Origin of the sequence: Enterobacter cloacae complex sp. 677-3DZ2D5B, from assembly GCF_004136695.1 — a bacterium.
Classification (GTDB): domain Bacteria; phylum Pseudomonadota; class Gammaproteobacteria; order Enterobacterales; family Enterobacteriaceae; genus Enterobacter; species Enterobacter hormaechei_C.
Genome location: NZ_QFLS01000009.1, coordinates 66,810 through 84,048, shown reverse-complemented (window position 1 = coordinate 84,048; position 17,239 = coordinate 66,810). Strand labels below are relative to the sequence as shown.

Sequence of the window (17,239 nt, the reverse complement as noted above, 5' to 3'; positions counted from 1 at the left end):
GATTAGACGCTCCAAAATGTCCGAGAAATATTCAGAAGCCGCGCATTCGCGAGGCTTCTGATAACGATGTGGTCAACTTGTGGACGTTGCCTGAAATAAATCCTTTTATTTCATTACGTTGCGGCGCTTCTAAAGGCTCCTGAGGGAGCCTTTCGTTTCAGAATACTTTTTTATACGGACGAACCGTGACTTTCTCGTACACGCCGGCTGCGACGTACGGGTCTGCTTCTGCCCAGGCCTGCGCGGCTTCAAGAGATTCAAACTCGGCAATCACCGTGGAGCCGGTAAAACCCGCCGCGCCCGGATCGTTGCTGTCAACGGCAGGCATCGGGCCTGCGGTCAGCAACCGACCTTCATCCTGTAGCAACTGTAAACGCGCCAGATGGGCAGGGCGAACGGAAAGACGTTTTTCCAGAGAATCAGGTACATCTTCAGCGTAAATCACGTAAAGCACGGCAAAGCTCCTTAACCGGTAAAAGTGACAATTACGTTATGTGAAAGCACAAATGACTGCAATGTAAAGATAATAACAATGTTAAAACCCTGATCTGGATGCCCCTTTTTTGCCCTCATGTACGCTTAAATTGCGCCAGGACAAAGTGTCTTATTGAATATGATTGCTATTTGCATTTAAAATCGAGGTTCGGTTTTTTAACGTTGATGATTATGACTTCGATGACCCTTGATTTACCTCGCCGCTTTCCATGGCCGACGCTGCTTTCCGTCGTTATTCACGGTGCTGTCGTGGCGGGTCTGCTCTATACCTCGGTTCATCAGGTTATTGAAATGCCGGCGCCAGCGCAGCCAATTTCTGTGACCATGGTATCGCCTGCGGATCTTGAGCCGCCGCAGGTTGCGCCGCCGCCGCCACAGCCCGTTGTTGAACCCGAGCCGGAGCCAGAGCCCGAGCCGGTTCCTGAACCGCCGAAAGAAGCGCCGGTGGTGATCCATAAGCCGGAGCCGAAACCTAAGCCGAAGCCAAAACCCAAGCCGGTCAAAAAGGTTGAAGAACGTCCGAAACGCGAAGTGCGTCCGGTTGAGCCACGCGCCACGCAGCCGGTTGAAAATGCCGCCCCGTCACGTCCGCTGATGAATAACACCACGACCGCGACAAAACCGACGGTAACGGCGCCAGCAGGCCCGCGCGCGCTGAGCCGTAACCAGCCGCAGTACCCGGCACGTGCTCAGGCGTTACGTATTGAAGGGCGTGTACGGGTGAAATTCGACGTTACGGCCGATGGACGTGTGGATAACGTGGAAATCCTGTCCGCACAGCCGGCGAATATGTTTGAACGTGAAGTTAAATCGGCCATGCGCAGGTGGCGCTATGAAGCCGGTAAACCCGGCAATGGGTTGATTGTGAACATTGTCTTCCGCCTGAACGGCGGGGCACAGATGGAATAAAAGAAGCCTCCGCAAGGAGGCTTTTTTTTACCTGAGGATCAGCTCCGTGGAAGCTGGCGGGGCTTACCGTCGCTATCCACCGCCACATAGATGAACAATGCCTCCGTCGCCTTATAGCGCTGACCAATCGGTTCAGAAGAGACTTTTTTCACCCATACTTCAATGTTGATGGAGACAGACGTATTGCCGCGTTTTACGCAGCGTGCATAACAGCACACCACGTCCCCCACCGCGACAGGGCGCAGGAAGGTCATGCCATCGACCCGGACTGTCACCACGCGTCCGTGTGCAATCTCTTTTGCCAGGATTGCACCGCCCATATCCATCTGCGACATCAACCAGCCGCCAAAAATATCGCCATTGGCATTCGTATCCGCAGGCATTGCCAGTGTGCGTAAAACCAGTTCGCCCTGTGGGGCGTCATTTGTTGTCATTGTTTTTAAACTCGTAACTGAAGACTTCAGGCGGGATGCTACTATGATTTCTGGCTGGAGAGAATAGGGTTAGCGCCCGCAGAGCAGGCGCCTTAGGGTCAGAAGGACAGGGTCACGCCTGCGTAATACGCACGGCCTGGTTCGTTATAGGTCGATGCACCGTCATTTTCTCGGTAAATCTGCTTATCAAAGAGGTTGCTGATCCCGGCATTCAGGCGGAGATCTTTTGTCAGCTGATAATTGCTGCCGATCCCAACGATGGAATAGGCGCCAATCTCTTTATCAGACATCGCATTCTGCTCTTTGCGGATTTCAGCATTTTCTCTTGGCTTCTGGCGGCCATACATCGTCCAGCTAAGGTTCGCTGAAAGTGTGCTGCTAACCTGCCAGTCGAGCATCGTGTTGACGGTATATTTTGGAATAATCGACAGAGGGTTGCCGGTGTCTTTACTTTCAGACTGAATCATATACGTCGCATTGGTACGCCAGGTTAGCGTGTCGCGGATAACCGGGACGGTGAGGTTGCCTTCCAGTCCCTCAACAACAGCCTTTCCTCCGTTCTGCCACTGAAGGATATTTGCGCCGCTGCTTGTCTGGCCCAGCACATCCGTTCCTGAAACGATCTTGTTTTTGTAATCGTTGCGGAACCAGGTTATGCCCGCCTCGTAGCCTTCCAGCGCAAAGGCCAGGCCAATCTCTTTGTTCACGCTGATTTCAGGGTCCAGATCCGGGTTACCTAACAGGTAACAGCTTCCTTCGGAAACGTTGTTCGGGCAACCATTACCCCGGGTGGAAAGCAGATAGCCTTCGCTGGATTGATACAGGTTTGGCGCTTTAAATACCCGAGCGATACCCGCTTTAACCTTGAACATGTCACCCAAATCCTGAGAGACGTTCAGGCTCGGGCTCCAGTTGCTGCCAAACTGATTGTGATAATCAAAGCGGAGCCCCGGGATCAGGTTGGTGCCCTGACGCGCTTCAATATTGTCCTCAAGATAGATGCCGGTGAGGTCAGCGCTGTTTTTGCTGTTGCGCTCAGAAGCCGTGCCGGGAACGCCGTTAATCACTTCTCCCGACACATTTGTCGCCTGCATTGAGGCCGGATCGTTCAGTTCATCACGATTCCATTCTGCACCCACGGTTAGCGTCTGTTCGACCAGCCAGAAGAAAGGAATGTTCAGTTCACCCGTTGAACGGTATGACTCCAGCCGGCTGGTATCGTATTTATCGCTATTGATCATCCCCTCAACTTTGCCCGTAGAGCCTTCTTCCAGGCGGGTGTTGTTGGTCTTTTCATAATAGACACCGAACTTTGACTGACCCCAGTCCCAGATGCCGTTGTGCGTAATGCCATAAGACTGGCGGTACATTCGGTTGGTTTCGTGTCCATACAGGGACGACACCAGACCGTCAGGGCTGACGTTGCTGTTGCTGTATTGAGTATCACCCGCGTAGATATTGCCCTGGCGGCTGTAGCTGTAGTCGAAATCGATAATCTGCTGTGGCGTGAGTTTCCAGGAGAGCAGGGCATTGATGTCCTTGTTGCGCACGCCTTCACGTCCGGCGGCGTAAGAGCCGTTTTGCGCGGTGTTGATGTCCTGAGCATCTGCGTCGGTTTTGTTGATATTCCCGTACAGGCGCATCGTTAACGCATCGCCCGCAAGAGGGCCGCTCAGATCAAAATTAGCGCGTTTTGTCGCCCCCTCTTTATCATTTTCAGGCTGGTTAGTGTACAGGGAGAGTGAGCCGTGCCAGTCGTTGGTCGGGCGTTTGGTAATGATGTTGACGACGCCGCCGGCCGCCCCCGAACCATAGCGGGCGGCAGCAGGTCCCCGGAGCACTTCAATGCGCTCAACCATCTCTGGCGGAACCCAGTTAGTATCCCCGCGGGTGTCGCGCTCCCCGCGCCAGCTGTAGCGCACCGAGTTACGTGACGTCACCGGCACACCGTCAATCAGAATCAGCGTGTTCTCCGGCCCCATACCGCGGATGTCGATCTGGCGGTTGTTACCGCGGCTGCCTGTCGCGCTGTTTCCGGTGAGGTTAACCCCGGGCATTTTGCGAATAATTTCTGAAAGATCGTTAACCGGTGGATCCTTTTCTATGTCCTTTGCCGTGATGATGGAAACCCCCGGCTGTTGCTTCAGCGCCTCTTCAGCGGTGGCCTGAACAACCATTGTTTCACCATCGGTGAGAGTCTCTTCCGCTGCGTGTGCGCTCTGGTATAGCGTTGAAAAAATGGCGAGCGTAAGTGTAGCCGGGGCAAATCTTATTATGTTATTCATCAACTCATTTCCATTTGTTAAAAATGCGATGACGAATATTAATGATAGTCATTCTCATTACAATAAAGTGACAGCGATCTCCATAAAATCTTCATAATTCAGACATTTTCGCAGGAAGGATGTAGAGAAAAGAGAAGGCGGGAAAAGAGGCCAGACCGCGTGACGATCTGGCCAGAAGGATCAGTGCTTGTCATCCTGCGGCATGTGGCGATAAATATAAACGCCGCTGAGCAGGGTGAAGATAAGAGTCAGCGCCGTCAGGCCAAACACCTTGAAGTTGACCCAGATATTCTGCGGCAGCCAGAATGCGATATAGATATTCGCCAGACCACACAGAATAAAAAATAGCGCCCAGGCGATGTTCAGACGTCCCCACACAGCCTGCGGCAGGGTCAGTTCTTTCCCCAGCATGCGCTGGATCAGTGGCTTCTTCATCACCCACTGGCTGATGAGGAGTGCGCCCGCAAACAGGCCGTAAATCACCGTGACCTTCCATTTGATAAATTCATCATTGTGGAAGAACAATGTCAGACCACCAAACACCGCCACCATCAGGAAGGTGATGAGCGCCATCTTTTCAACTTTGCGATAGCGAACCCAGCTGTAAATCAGTACCACAGCCGTTGCCACAATCAGCGCCAGCGTGCCGGCATAAATGTCGTACAGCTTATAAAAAGCGAAAAATACGATCAGCGGTAAAAAATCAAGAAACTGCTTCATTCTGCGATCCCAGTTACTGACGAATTAACATGTACAGGCGGAACAAATAGACCAGCAGCACGGCTGAAATCAGATTGCTCAGCGTATTGGCGACAACCGCTCCGACATTTGGCGTTAACACCGCAAAATTCGGCGCAAACAGCAACAGCAGAGTCTTGGCCAGCAGCCAGCTGATAACGGCCGGGGCGACCAGTCGCATATTGGCCCATGCGAGCCTGATGCTGCTGCGCATGGCGGTGAAAATGCCCAGTTTGTCCTGCACAACCATTACTGGCGCGAATGAAAGCACGATAGCCAGCAGCACGCCCGGCACGACCACCAACATGATCCCCATCTGGACCAGCAGCGTGGTCAGGAAGATGAGGATAAACAGCTTTGGCAGCACCGGAGCACTGGCCCCGATTGCACGTAACGCGCTGACGCGTTGGCCGGCAGATACCAGTTGGATCATCAGCAACACGCCACCCGCCAGAATGGCGTTGCCAATCAGACCCGAGAAGGTAGATGCCGCAGATGCGCGCAGCAAGATTTGCTGTTGCTCTGGCGTCATATTCTGCACAAGGTCAAACAACCCTGCGCTGCCTGTAAGATGATCCCCCTGGCTCAGCGTGGCAATCTGTTCATCACTGGGTGAGAACGCATGACCCAGCACCACCGTAATAAAGGCGCACAACAACGCGATCAGTAAAAAGGTAATGAACTGATTGCGGAAAAAATTTCCCGTGTCACGGTAGACAGACTTCGCCGTGATAGACATGCACTCTCCTTGAGTATTGCAGGTGTTAATTAGCCGGCAATTGTACACCGGATAACACGCTGGTGGCAGCATCAAGGCTTGTATGGAAAAGCATATCTTTGTAAAGCGGCGGTAATCCATAGCGGGCGCGGGCGCGATTGCATGCCTCATTGACCTGCCCATCCTCTCCCGACATCGCGAAAGTGCGACACGGGCTGGGGCGATCCGCGTAAATGGAGCAGCGGGTGGGTACCCCAGGTTCACCTTCCAGTGCCACACAGCGGCTCTGTTTTTGATTGGTGCCGCGCATACAGCGCAGAAAAGGGGTTAAGGGTTCAGTGAGATCGACCGGAACGGTGCCGCCGCCATCGCTGGCTTCAGCCCAATAGAAAGAGACTCGAAAATACGCACAACAGGCTCCGCACGTCATGCACGGGTTATGATCACTCATGGCACACCTGCAAAAGTAGAACGCATCAAATCACATTGTGAGAGCGATAAATTATCCAGCCGCTACAGGAAGCGCAAGAGAGGGAAAACAGAAAATTTTGTAACCATGAAATGCCAAAAATTGACGCGGTAACAACTTATTGCTTTATGAGGCGTCACCAAAAATTAACCTAGATCAATGAATGTTAACTTACTGGTTTTATTGTGATCTGTGTTAGATCACTTATTACTCATTTGTGAGTATATTCTCCTCCGCAATTAAAACCACAACGATGGAGCGGATATGAAAAAATTAGCGGTGGCAGCCCTTATCTTAAGCAGTCTCTCTGGCGGCGCTTACGCGCATGAAGCAGGTGAATTCTTTATTCGTGCCGGTTCGGCAACGGTACGTCCAACGGAAGGGTCCGACAATGTGCTGGGTATGGGCGGGTTTAACGTTAGCAATAACACCCAGTTAGGCCTGACGTTTACGTATATGGCAACGGATAACATTGGCGTCGAGCTTTTAGCCGCCACGCCATTCCGTCACCGCGTCGGTTTAGGACCGACCGGGGACATTGCCACGGTGCACCATTTGCCACCAACGCTGATGGCGCAGTGGTACTTCGGCGATTCCAGCAGCAAGGTGCGCCCTTATATTGGTGCAGGCGTTAACTACACCACCTTCTTTGATGAGAAATTTAACGATACCGGTAAAGAGGCCGGGCTCTCCGATCTCAGCCTGAAAGACTCGTGGGGCATGGCGGGACAGGTTGGTCTGGATTATCTGATTAATCGTGACTGGCTGATCAACGCCTCTGTCTGGTATATGGACATTGATACGGACGTGCGCTTTAAAGCTGGCGGGCAGCAGCAAAGTATCAATACCCGTCTGGATCCGTGGGTATTTATGTTCTCAGCAGGCTATCGTTTCTGACAGAAGATATATCCCCTGTCAGCCGGTGATTGCTGTATGGTGGTTGTTCCACACACCTGTCTGGAGGGGATATCCCCAACATCAAATTTGAGTGTCCGGTTTGTGCAGGTAAACAGTTTCAGTTCACGACGTTCAGCCCAGCACATAGCCTACCTCACGGTGCTATCTGTTCCGTTTGCGGAACACGTCTCACCATTCATTCATGCCTGCCGAAGCTCAGACGACGACGGTGGCCAAAGCCAGTAAACTAGAAAAGGCCTCTGAGAGGCCTTTTTCGATCGTGAAATCACTTCTGAATTAAATAACGAATGGTTGGTCCGTCCTGCTGGATATCCAGCACGGTATAGCCGTGATTTTTGGCATCAAGCGGAATGTTATTGATCGACTGGGGGCAATCGCTCACCACTTCCAGAATTTCACCTTTCTTTAGCTGCGGTAGCGCTTCAAGCGTGGCGACGGCCGGGTAAGGGCAAGGTTCACCCACCATATCGAGACGATAATCAGGCACGATCTCTTTCATGCGGCATTCTCCTGAGTTTCAGTTTTGGCGGTGGCGCGTCGGAAGAAGCGCTTCTCATGTGCAACAACCAGTAAGAAGGCGATGAGCAGCAGGGCATAGGTCACCAGGAGCCCCCCGAGTGGACCAAAGGTTTTCAGCAGGTTGACCTTGTCCCAGTTTGTTGCCAGCACCGGAGAGACGTCATCCCAGTAGCAGGCCAGAAGGGTAGAGCCAATCACGTTACCCAGACCCACCCACCAGTAATGCACCTGGCCTTCCACAGCGCGATACATCCAGCCGGTTTCACACCCGCCCGCCAGCACGATGCCAAAGCCAAACAGCAGCCCGCCAATCACGGCATTTGGGCCCGCCCACATAATTTTTGGCTCCACGCCGAGCTGAACATAGCTGAAGATGCCAATTGCGCTCACGGCCATGCCGGCAATGATCGCCTTCGCCATCATGGTGCGTCCGGTGATCCACATATCGCGAAACGCGGAGGTAAAGCAGATCTGCGCGCGTTCAATCAGCAGACCAAAGCCGACGCCGAACAGCATGGCCAGACCGAGTTTGGGCTGATTCATTGCCGTGCAAATCGCCCAGGCAACCATAGCAAAAAAGACCAGCATACCGAGGCGGAAACGACGACGCGCCTGATCGGGTTTTTGCGTTAACGGAGAGGCAGCGCTAACTTTCGTCATTTTCACCGGAATGCGGAACAGCGGCAGCAGGGTGAATTTAGCACCGAAGTAGGAGCCGATGGCGGTGGCGACGGCAAAGAACCAGGCATGCAGCGAGAACTGCGGAATGCCGGTAAAGAACGCGGCCAGATTACAGCCCATCGCCAGACGAGCGCCAAACCCGGCAATGATGCCGCCGACCACGGCCTGCATAATGCGGATGCGGCTTTTCGGCATGCGCAACTTAACGTTGTTGGCCCACAGCGCGGCCGCAAAACAGCCGCCGAACATGCCAATGATCATCATTCCGTCGATGCGGGTCAGCGGTGTGCCCTCAAGATGGATCAGTTTGAAGTAGCCCCACTCTTCGGCATGGACGCCTGCCAGCTGTAATAGCTGCCCACCCCAGCGGGTAAACTCGCCCGTAACAGCCCAGAAGGTGCCGGTAATACCGAAATAATAGGTAGAGAGAATGCCTGCCGCGATAACGGCCGGAACAGGTGACCAGAACTTAACCAGGTAAGTCTGTTTGAAGGAATACCATGACATGAATAACCTCTGAACTCAGAAGGGTAACGCTAAAAAGAGCCCAGATCATACGCTTACGCGAAAGTTTGGAAAGTCATTCACACCGAAAATATCGACAGGATCAATTTTGACCTGCTTCTTTCAGGAAGAGAGGAGGGAAAACCGCCTGACGCCGGGGCCAGACGGTGTTAACGGTTACGCCTTGCGCGTGGCCGCTTTCATGGATGTGACGAATGCGTGTAATTCAGCCAGCATCTGCTGTGGCTTATCCACGTTCTTCTCGATAATTTTCACGATAGCCGAACCCGAAATGGCCCCGGCGGCTTTCGCGTCAATCGCCGCAGTAACCTGATCCGGTGAGGAAATGCCAAAGCCCTGAAGCGGCGGTGCAGCATGGTATTCTGCAAGCTTCTCCACCAGATGATGCAGCGGCAGCGCGGCTTTGTTTTCCGCACCGGTGACGCCCGCACGGGAGAGCAGGTAGGTGTAACCTCGTCCGTAAGAGGCAATCTGGCGCAACAGATCGTCATCGGCATTCGGTGGACAGATGAAAATCGGCGCGACGTTGTGGCGCATTGCCGCCTGACGGAATGGCGCAGACTCTTCAACGGGCACGTCAGCCACCAGCACGGAGTCAACGCCCACGCGGGCGCACTCTGCGTAAAACGCATCAATGCCGCGGCTGAACACCAGGTTGGCGTACATCAGCAGGCCGATCGGAATGGTCGGGTGCTTCTGACGGATCGCCGCCAGCATTTCAAAGCACTGGCTCGGCGTCACGCCCGCGGCAAACGCGCGTAGCGTTGCGTTCTGAATGGTCGGGCCATCCGCCAGCGGATCGGAGAACGGAATACCGAGCTCCAGCGCGTCGGCACCGGCATCAATCAGGGTGTCGATAATCTTCAGCGACTGCTCCGGGCCGGGGTCGCCCAGCGTCACGAAGGGAACGAACGCGCCTTCCTGGCGGGCTTTCAGTTGTGCAAATGCGTTGTCGTAGCGTTCCATCAGATTTCCCCTCGTGCTTTCAGAATATCGTGAACGGTGAAGATATCTTTGTCACCGCGACCGGAAAGGTTTACCACCAGCAGCTGCTCTTTTTCCGGGTTTTCCTTCATCATTTTCAGCGCGTGCGCCAGCGCGTGGGAAGACTCCAGCGCCGGGATGATCCCTTCATTGCGGCACAGCGTTTTGAAGGCCTCCAGCGCTTCGTCATCGGTGATGGAGACATAATCCGCGCGGCCGGTGCTGTTCAGGAACGCGTGCTGCGGCCCTACGGACGGGAAATCCAGCCCGGCAGAGATCGAGTAAGACTCCTCAATCTGCCCTTCATCGGTCTGCATCATCGGGGCCTTCATGCCGAAGTAGATCCCCACGCGGCCATGCTTCAGCGGCGCACCATGCTCGCCCGTTTCAATGCCGTGGCCGGCAGGCTCAACGCCAATCAGCCCAACGCTGGTTTCGTCGATAAAATCGGCAAACATGCCGATGGCGTTAGATCCGCCGCCAACGCAGGCGATCACCGCATCCGGCAGGCGACCCTCTTTTTCGAGGATCTGCGCTTTAGTCTCTTCGCCGATCATGCGCTGGAATTCACGCACGATGGTCGGGAACGGGTGCGGGCCCGCGGCGGTACCGAGCATGTAGTGGGCGGTTTCGTAGCTGCCAGACCAGTCGCGCAGCGCTTCATTACAGGCATCTTTCAGCGTGGCAGAACCGCTGTGCACCGGGATCACTTCCGCCCCCATCAGACGCATACGGAACACGTTTGGCGACTGGCGCTCAACGTCCTTCGCCCCCATGTAAATGCGGCATTTCAGGCCGAGCAGGGCGCTGGCGAGCGCTGAGGCCACACCGTGCTGCCCCGCGCCGGTTTCGGCGATGATTTCGGTTTTACCCATCCGCTTCGCGAGCAGCGCCTGGCCCAGCACCTGGTTAGTTTTATGCGCGCCACCGTGCAGCAGATCTTCACGCTTAAGATACAGCGTAGTTTTAGTGCCTTCGGTCAGGTTGCGGCACTTTGTCAGCGCCGTCGGACGACCGGCGTAGTTTTTCAGCAGGTCAGTAAACTCCGCCTGAAACGCCGGATCTTTCTGTGCGCTCACGAACGCTTCTTCCAGCTGGCGCAGCGCGGGCATCAGGATTTGTGGGACATACATCCCACCGAACTCACCAAAATACGGGTTAAGTAATGTCGTCATCTTCTCTTCCTTAATATGCACGCAGAGTTTTAAATACCGATGCCAGCTTGCTGGCGTCTTTAATGCCCGGTTGGGACTCTACGCCTGAATTGAAATCGAGGCCGGCGCAGCCGGTTTTGGCCGCTTCCACACAGTTATCGGGGCTTAATCCCCCCGCCAGCAGGACATTGTCCAGCACTTCGCCACGCAGCAGTGACCAGTCGAAACGCTGCCCCGTGCCGCCCTGGCCGTTGTCGAGCACGTATTTATCAACATGCTTCAGGTTACGCGCGGGCAGGGTGGCGCCAACGCTTTGCGCTTTCCAGATCTGAACCTGAGGCGCCAGAGCATGTCGCAGAGCATCAATGTACGCCTGATCTTCATCGCCATGCAGCTGAACCGCGCTCAGGGATAACGCGTCCGCTTTAGCCGCAACGTCGTTAATATCCGCATCGCGGAACACGCCCACGTAGTTCAGTGGCGCAGCCGCCATCACCTTGCGCGCCTGTTCCTCATTAACGGCGCGAGGAGAGGACTCAACAAAGATCAGACCACCATAGATTGCGCCCGCTTCATATGCGGCCTGCGCATCCTGTTCACGGGTCAGGCCGCAGACTTTGTTCTCACCCAACAGCACGCGGCGCACGGCCGCATTAAGATCGTCGTGTTCCATCATCGCGGAGCCGATCAGGAAACCGTTGGCAAAGTGGCTAAGTTCGCGCACCTGAGCGTAGCTGTTTATCCCGGATTCGCTGATCACCGTGACGCCCGCGCCCAGACGCGGCGCAAGCTGGCGCGTACGGTTGAGGTCAATCGACAGGTCGCGCAGGTCGCGGTTGTTAATGCCGACCACTTTTGCTTCCAGCGTGATGGCGCGCTCCAACTCCTCTTCGTTGCTCACTTCGGTCAGCACGCCCATATTCAGGCTGTGCGCGACGGCGGAGAGCTGGCGATACTGCTCGTCATCCAGCACGGAGAGCATCAGCAGGCAGGCATCGGCCTGGTAAAAGCGCGCCAGCCAGATCTGATACGGGTCGATAATAAAGTCTTTGCACAGAATCGGCTGCGGCGCGATGCCGCTGACTACGGGCAGAAAATCGAAGCTGCCCTGGAAATATTTCTCATCCGTCAGCACAGAAATGGCAGACGCATGATGCTTGTAAATACCGGCAATACGCGCCGGGTCGAAATCGTCGCGGATCACGCCTTTGGACGGAGACGCTTTTTTACACTCCAGAATAAACGCGGTACGCGCGCCCTGGAGCGCATCATAAAAACGACGGCTGCTCGGAACGACGTCATTCTGAAAACTGGCGAGCGGCTGCTGTTGCTTGCGGGCTTCCACCCAGATGGCCTTATCGGCGACGATTTTCGCTAAAACGGTCTGCATTATTTACCCTCTTGCCGCAAGTGCGGTAACGCGATCGTAAGCTGCACCGGAGCGCAGTACGTCCAGAACTTTTTGGGCGTTGGCTTTTAGATCTTCCTCGCCATGTAAACGCATCAGCATGGCTACGTTGGCCGCCACGGCGGCCTCATGGGCGGCCTCACCTTTACCTTGTAATAAGCGCGTGAGAATGTCACGGTTTTCTTCCGGCGTGCCGCCCGCCAGGGCGTCCTGATGGTACGGGGTCAACCCGAAGTCAGCGGCCTCAAGCTGATAGTTCAGCACTTCGCCGTGATTCAGTTCCGCCACCAGCGTGGGCGCATGCAGGGAAACTTCATCCATCCCGCCGCTGTGTACCACGGCGGCGCGTTGGTAACCGAGGACGCGCAGCGTCTCTGCAATCGGCAGGACCAGCTCCGGGCTGTAAACGCCAATCAGCGCCAGCGGCGGATGCGCCGGGTTAATGAGTGGACCGAGCACGTTAAACAGCGTGCGGGTTTTAAGCTGCTGGCGAACCGGCATCGCGTGGCGGAAACCGGTGTGATACTTCGGCGCAAACAGGAAACAGACGCCCAGGTCATCCAGCGCTTCACGGGAACGCTCGGCGTTCATGTCCAGGTTGATACCGAAAGCCGCCAGCAGGTCGGACGATCCGGAACGGCTGGACACGCTGCGGTTGCCGTGTTTCGCCACTTTCAGACCGCATGCCGCGGCCACAAAGGCGCTGGCGGTGGAAATATTGATACTGTTACTGCCGTCGCCACCGGTCCCAACGATATCGGCAAACGGATAGTCCGGGCGCGGGAACGGGGCGGCATTTTCCAGCAGCGCGGTTGCCGCCCCGGCGATCTCCTGAGGGCTTTCGCCGCGCACTTTCATGCTCACCAGCGCAGCGGCCAGCTGCTCAGGCTTCAGCTCGCCGCGCACGACGGCGGAGAACAGCTGGTGGCTCTCCTGCTGGCTCAGGGTCTGGGCCTGATAGAGTTTTTCCAGAATCGGTTGCAGGGTGTTGGTCTGCTCCAGCTTTTGCAGCGCCCAGTCGAGCGTTTGCTCCAGCAGGCGCGCGCCGTTGGACGTCAGGATAGATTCCGGGTGGAACTGCATCCCGCAGACGCGATCCGCATCATGACGCACCGCCATCACCATCCCTTCAAACGAGGCGTTAATGGTCAGCCCGGCCGGAATGTTGCTGCCAACCAGCGAGTGGTAACGCGCTACCGGAAGCGGGTTCGGCAGCCCGGCAAACATCGCCTGACCGTCATGTTCAATACTTGACGCTTTGCCATGCAGGATCTCCCCCGCCTGACCCACGTAACCGCCGTAGGCTTCGACAATCGCCTGATGGCCAAGGCAGATGCCGATAATCGGCAGCTTGCCGCGCATACGGGTCAACAGCTCAGGCATACAGCCTGCTTCGCTCGGTGCGCCTGGGCCCGGGGAGAGCATCAGCACCGGGTTTTGCATGGTCGCCAGACGGTCAATCAGCGTCTGGGCCGGAACGTGGTTGCGATAGATAACGACATTGTGACCATTCGCACGCAGCTGATCTGCCAGGTTGTAGGTAAAGGAGTCGATATTATCGAGCAGCAGAATGTCAGCCATCAGAAAATCTCCTGTGCATGGTGTGCGGTAGCAATGGCGCGCAGTACCGCGCGCGCTTTACTGCGGGTTTCGTCGGCTTCCGACTGCGGAACAGAATCCAGCACAATTCCGGCCCCGGCCTGGACGGTGGCAATGCCGTCCTCAACGTAGGCGGAGCGGATCACGATGCAGGTATCGAGGTCACCGTGAGCGGTGAAATAGCCCACGGCACCACCGTAGCTGCCGCGACGGCGTCCTTCCGCTTCGGCGATCAGCTGCATAGCGCGGACTTTCGGCGCGCCGCTCAACGTGCCCATGTTCATGCAGGCGCGGTAGGCGTGCAGGACGTCGAGGTCGTGGCGCAGCTCACCCACCACGCGGGAGACCAGGTGCATGACGAAGGAGTAGCGGTCGACTTTGGTCAGGTCCGCCACGTAGCGGCTGCCAGGCGTGCAAATGCGTGCCAGATCGTTACGCGCCAGGTCAACCAGCATCAGGTGTTCGGAGAGCTCCTTATGGTCGGTACGCATTTCCAGTTCAATGCGGCTGTCGAGATCGCGGTCCAGGGAGCCATCGGCACGACGGCCGCGTGGGCGGGTTCCCGCTATCGGGTAGATCTCAATCTGGCGGCTGGTGGCGTCGTACTTGAGGGAGCTTTCCGGCGACGCGCCAAACAGGGTGAAATCATTGTCCTGCATAAAGAACATGTAAGGGCTTGGGTTGCTCTTTTTAAGCACATCGTAAGCCGCCAGCGGCGACGGGCAGGGCAGTGAGAAGCGACGGGACGGCACCACCTGGAATATCTCCCCGGCACGAATCGCTTTTTGCATCTGACGCACCACCGCGCCGTACTGATCGTCGGTCTGACTCACCTCGCAGGTCATCTTTTCAACACGCTGCACCGGGAGTGCGGGCGGTGCTTCCGACATCTGCTGTTGCAGTTGGGCGATGCGCTGCGCGAGGCGATTTTTCTCAGACGCAGACGGCGTGTACAGGCTGGCCTGGATGCGGGTGTATTTTCTCTGATGGTCGATCACCAGCAGGGTTTCGGCCAGGTAGAAGCAGTAGTCCGGGCAGCGGTTACCCTGCTCGGTTTGGGGTAAATCTTCAAAGCCAGCAACCAGGTCGTAAGCAAACAGCCCGCCAAAGAACATTGCTTCGCGCTCATCTTCCGGTACGGCCACCAAATTTTGCAGCAGACGGAAGGCGTCAAAAACGGAGAGCGAGCAGAGGCGGGCATCCTCATCCAGCAGCTGGCTTACCGGTGGGAAATGCAGAATTCGCAGGTCCGGATGACGCTCATTTTCAATACCTGAAGGCAGAGCCGCATCCAGCAGCGGCAGCAGCGACGCGCCATTCTCAGATAACGCCTTAATGGTGACGGTGTCACCCGACGCGGTAATGCGCAGCGCGCTGTCAACCAGCAGCAGGCTTTTAAGATCGTCCTTGCTGTCAATGTCAGCAGATTCCAGCAGCAGCGTCGCGGGACGTGCGCCGCACACCTGATGAAACAGCGCGGTAGGGTTATGGCGATAGGCCGCCTCGCAGGTCAGCAGTTCGAGATGAGGTTTGGCTGTTTGCATGTTGTTGTTCTCATATTCTGTTCAAAAAAAAGCCCGCTGGGTAGCGGGCCGGGTATCTGTTTGCATTTCGCAGACGCGTGACACTGCCCGAAGATCAGGAAGTACGCCACCAACCATGCAGAGCGAAATGTGCTGTCATTTTCAGATACCTTTCTCGTGTGAACTTGCGTACTAGTTAACTAGTTCGATGGCGTGTTGTCAACCCCTGATTTCAGTATTTCACGGTTAGTCGGTATCATAGGGGCTTCGGATGTCTCCAACCTGTTATGGGAAGTGCTTTGAGCGATACCACCTACGCCGTAATTTATGATTTACACAGCCATACGCAGGCTTCAGATGGCCTGCTGACACCCGAAGCCCTGGTCCATCGCGCCGTTGAAATGCGTGTCGGCACGCTGGCAATAACCGATCACGATACCACTGACGGCATTCCCGCCGCGCGCGCCGAGATTGTCCGCAGCGGACTGGCGCTGGATCTGGTGGCCGGGGTTGAGATCTCGACGGTCTGGGAAAACCACGAAATTCATATCGTTGGCCTGAACATCGATACAGAACATCCGGCCATGCGTGCTTTTTTGCAAGAACAAAAAACACGCCGCAATCAACGCGCGGAGATGATTGGCGAACGTCTGGAAAAAGCGCATATTCCCGGTGCGCTGGAAGGCGCGCGAAAGCTGGCGAACGGTGGGGCGGTGACGCGCGGCCATTTCGCCCGTTTTCTGGTGGACGCTGGTAAGGCGACGACCATGGCGAATGTCTTTAAAAAGTATCTGGCGCGCGGGAAAACCGGATACGTTCCCCCACAGTGGTGTACAATAAAACAAGCTATTGATGTGATTCATCATTCTGGCGGTAAGGCCGTGCTGGCCCATCCGGGGCGGTATAATCTTTCTGCTAAATGGCTGAAAAGACTGCTGGCACACTTTGCCGAATGCGGCGGTGAGGCGATGGAAGTTGCCCAGTGTCAGCAGGCACCCAATGAACGTTCGCAGCTCGCGACCTACGCCCGTCAGTTTGGCCTGCTTGGCTCACAGGGTTCAGATTTCCATCAGCCCTGCGCGTGGATTGAACTGGGGCGCAAGCTCTGGTTACCCGCGGGCGTTGAGCCTGTCTGGCAGCTCTGGGAACAGCCACAGCAAATTGAAGAGAGGGAAGTATGAGTCAGTTTTTCTATATCCATCCGGATAACCCCCAGCCACGTCTGATTAATCAGGCCGTGGAGATCGTCCGCAAAGGCGGCGTTATTGTCTACCCAACCGATTCTGGCTACGCGCTGGGCTGTAAAATTGAGGACAAAGGGGCGATGGAGCGCATCTGTCGCATCCGCCAGCTGCCGGACGGCCACAACTTCACCCTGATGTGTCGCGATCTCTCTGAACTGTCGACCTACGCTTATGTTGATAACGTGGCCTTTCGCCTGATTAAGAACAACACGCCCGGTAACTACACCTTCATTCTGAAAGGGACAAAAGAGGTGCCGCGTCGTCTGTTGCAGGAAAAACGTAAAACCATCGGCATGCGCGTGCCGTCGAACCCGATTGCCCAGGCGCTGCTGGAAACCCTCGGCGAGCCGATGCTCTCCACATCGCTGATGCTGCCGGGCAGTGAGTTTACCGAGTCCGACCCGGAAGAGATCAAAGATCGTCTGGAGAAGGTGGTGGAGCTGATTATCCATGGCGGCTATCTTGGCCAGCAGCCGACCACCGTGGTGGATCTCACCGAAGACGCGCCAGAAGTCATTCGTGAAGGCGTGGGCGATGTTAAGCCTTTCTTGTAAGGGTGTAAGCAGATATACTACGCGGCCATCAAAGCAGGGCGCCGCCCTGTTTTTGACCTGATTCGACGCCTGTGAAGGCGAC

Annotated in this window: 18 protein-coding genes and 1 other annotated feature; of the genes, 4 read left to right on the top strand and 14 right to left on the bottom strand. The window is 55.7% G+C overall.

Annotated features, from left to right (window positions below; all coding sequences use genetic code 11):
• Positions 1 to 157 precede the first annotated feature (157 nt).
• The gene (locus DD597_RS13800) at positions 158 to 454 is read right to left on the bottom strand and encodes a YciI family protein (protein ID WP_003856755.1); all 297 of its coding nucleotides are present in this window, start codon (positions 452 to 454) and stop codon (positions 158 to 160) included.
• 221 nt (positions 455 to 675) lie between these two features.
• On the opposite strand from DD597_RS13800, the gene tonB reads away from it, so the two are divergent.
• Positions 676 to 1,404: a TonB system transport protein TonB gene (tonB, locus tag DD597_RS13795; RefSeq protein ID WP_017384230.1), complete on the top strand. Its 729-nt coding sequence runs from the start codon at positions 676 to 678 to the stop codon at positions 1,402 to 1,404.
• 38 nt (positions 1,405 to 1,442) lie between these two features.
• On the opposite strand, the gene yciA is transcribed toward tonB, so the two are convergent.
• From yciA to DD597_RS13770, 5 genes are all read right to left on the bottom strand, one after another.
• Positions 1,443 to 1,838 carry an acyl-CoA thioester hydrolase YciA gene (gene yciA / locus DD597_RS13790; RefSeq protein ID WP_003856759.1) on the bottom strand — a complete coding sequence of 132 codons (396 nt, stop codon included), beginning with the start codon at positions 1,836 to 1,838 and terminating at the stop codon, positions 1,443 to 1,445.
• Positions 1,839 to 1,936: 98 nt separating this feature from the next.
• Positions 1,937 to 4,123, bottom strand: a complete 2,187-nt coding sequence (locus DD597_RS13785; RefSeq protein ID WP_109948570.1) for a TonB-dependent siderophore receptor — start codon at positions 4,121 to 4,123, stop codon at positions 1,937 to 1,939.
• Between the two features lie 180 nt (positions 4,124 to 4,303).
• Positions 4,304 to 4,843 carry a septation protein A gene (locus tag DD597_RS13780; RefSeq protein WP_003856762.1) on the bottom strand — a complete coding sequence of 180 codons (540 nt, stop codon included), beginning with the start codon at positions 4,841 to 4,843 and terminating at the stop codon, positions 4,304 to 4,306.
• Between the two features lie 13 nt (positions 4,844 to 4,856).
• Positions 4,857 to 5,600: a YciC family protein gene (locus tag DD597_RS13775; protein ID WP_109948569.1), complete on the bottom strand. Its 744-nt coding sequence runs from the start codon at positions 5,598 to 5,600 to the stop codon at positions 4,857 to 4,859.
• A 25-nt stretch (positions 5,601 to 5,625) separates the two neighbouring features.
• On the bottom strand, positions 5,626 to 6,030 hold the full coding sequence (locus DD597_RS13770) for a YkgJ family cysteine cluster protein (RefSeq protein ID WP_129256294.1): 405 nt from the start codon (positions 6,028 to 6,030) through the stop codon (positions 5,626 to 5,628).
• 282 nt (positions 6,031 to 6,312) lie between these two features.
• Here DD597_RS13770 and ompW point away from each other — a divergent pair, with 282 nt between their 5' ends.
• Entirely contained in the window at positions 6,313 to 6,945 is a 633-nt protein-coding gene (ompW, locus tag DD597_RS13765; RefSeq protein WP_003856769.1) for an outer membrane protein OmpW, read from the top strand.
• A 286-nt stretch (positions 6,946 to 7,231) separates the two neighbouring features.
• On the opposite strand, the gene yedF is transcribed toward ompW, so the two are convergent.
• The 8 genes from yedF to trpL form a co-directional block, all read right to left on the bottom strand.
• Positions 7,232 to 7,465 (bottom strand): sulfurtransferase-like selenium metabolism protein YedF, encoded by a 234-nt coding sequence (yedF, locus tag DD597_RS13760; RefSeq protein ID WP_003856774.1) that lies wholly within the window; start codon positions 7,463 to 7,465, stop codon positions 7,232 to 7,234.
• Positions 7,462 to 8,673 carry a selenium metabolism membrane protein YedE/FdhT gene (yedE, locus tag DD597_RS13755; protein ID WP_032609358.1) on the bottom strand — a complete coding sequence of 404 codons (1,212 nt, stop codon included), beginning with the start codon at positions 8,671 to 8,673 and terminating at the stop codon, positions 7,462 to 7,464. Before yedE ends, yedF begins: the two co-directional genes overlap by 4 nt.
• Before the next feature lie 174 nt (positions 8,674 to 8,847).
• Positions 8,848 to 9,657 carry a tryptophan synthase subunit alpha gene (gene trpA / locus DD597_RS13750; protein ID WP_032609356.1) on the bottom strand — a complete coding sequence of 270 codons (810 nt, stop codon included), beginning with the start codon at positions 9,655 to 9,657 and terminating at the stop codon, positions 8,848 to 8,850.
• Positions 9,657 to 10,850 carry a tryptophan synthase subunit beta gene (trpB, locus tag DD597_RS13745; protein ID WP_003856780.1) on the bottom strand — a complete coding sequence of 398 codons (1,194 nt, stop codon included), beginning with the start codon at positions 10,848 to 10,850 and terminating at the stop codon, positions 9,657 to 9,659. The genes trpA and trpB overlap by 1 nt, the downstream gene beginning before the upstream one ends.
• A gap of 10 nt (positions 10,851 to 10,860) precedes the next feature.
• The gene (gene trpCF / locus DD597_RS13740; protein WP_050870698.1) at positions 10,861 to 12,219 is read right to left on the bottom strand and encodes a bifunctional indole-3-glycerol-phosphate synthase TrpC/phosphoribosylanthranilate isomerase TrpF; all 1,359 of its coding nucleotides are present in this window, start codon (positions 12,217 to 12,219) and stop codon (positions 10,861 to 10,863) included.
• Positions 12,220 to 12,222: 3 nt separating this feature from the next.
• A complete protein-coding gene (trpD, locus tag DD597_RS13735) occupies positions 12,223 to 13,818 on the bottom strand; it encodes a bifunctional anthranilate synthase glutamate amidotransferase component TrpG/anthranilate phosphoribosyltransferase TrpD (RefSeq protein ID WP_032609354.1) in 1,596 nt (531 codons plus the stop codon).
• Positions 13,818 to 15,380 (bottom strand): anthranilate synthase component 1, encoded by a 1,563-nt coding sequence (locus DD597_RS13730; RefSeq protein ID WP_003856784.1) that lies wholly within the window; start codon positions 15,378 to 15,380, stop codon positions 13,818 to 13,820. Before DD597_RS13730 ends, trpD begins: the two co-directional genes overlap by 1 nt.
• A gap of 23 nt (positions 15,381 to 15,403) precedes the next feature.
• Positions 15,404 to 15,498, bottom strand: a sequence feature (Trp leader region).
• Entirely contained in the window at positions 15,475 to 15,519 is a 45-nt protein-coding gene (gene trpL, locus DD597_RS13725) for a trp operon leader peptide (RefSeq protein ID WP_071524153.1), read from the bottom strand. (Overlaps the previous feature by 24 nt.)
• 127 nt (positions 15,520 to 15,646) lie before the next feature.
• Between trpL and rnm the strand changes: the two genes are divergently transcribed.
• Both rnm and DD597_RS13715 read left to right on the top strand, forming a co-directional pair.
• Positions 15,647 to 16,540 (top strand): RNase AM, encoded by an 894-nt coding sequence (rnm, locus tag DD597_RS13720; protein WP_023314252.1) that lies wholly within the window; start codon positions 15,647 to 15,649, stop codon positions 16,538 to 16,540.
• Positions 16,537 to 17,157 carry an L-threonylcarbamoyladenylate synthase gene (locus tag DD597_RS13715; RefSeq protein WP_003856793.1) on the top strand — a complete coding sequence of 207 codons (621 nt, stop codon included), beginning with the start codon at positions 16,537 to 16,539 and terminating at the stop codon, positions 17,155 to 17,157. The genes rnm and DD597_RS13715 overlap by 4 nt, the downstream gene beginning before the upstream one ends.
• The last annotated feature ends 82 nt before the right edge of the window (positions 17,158 to 17,239 follow it).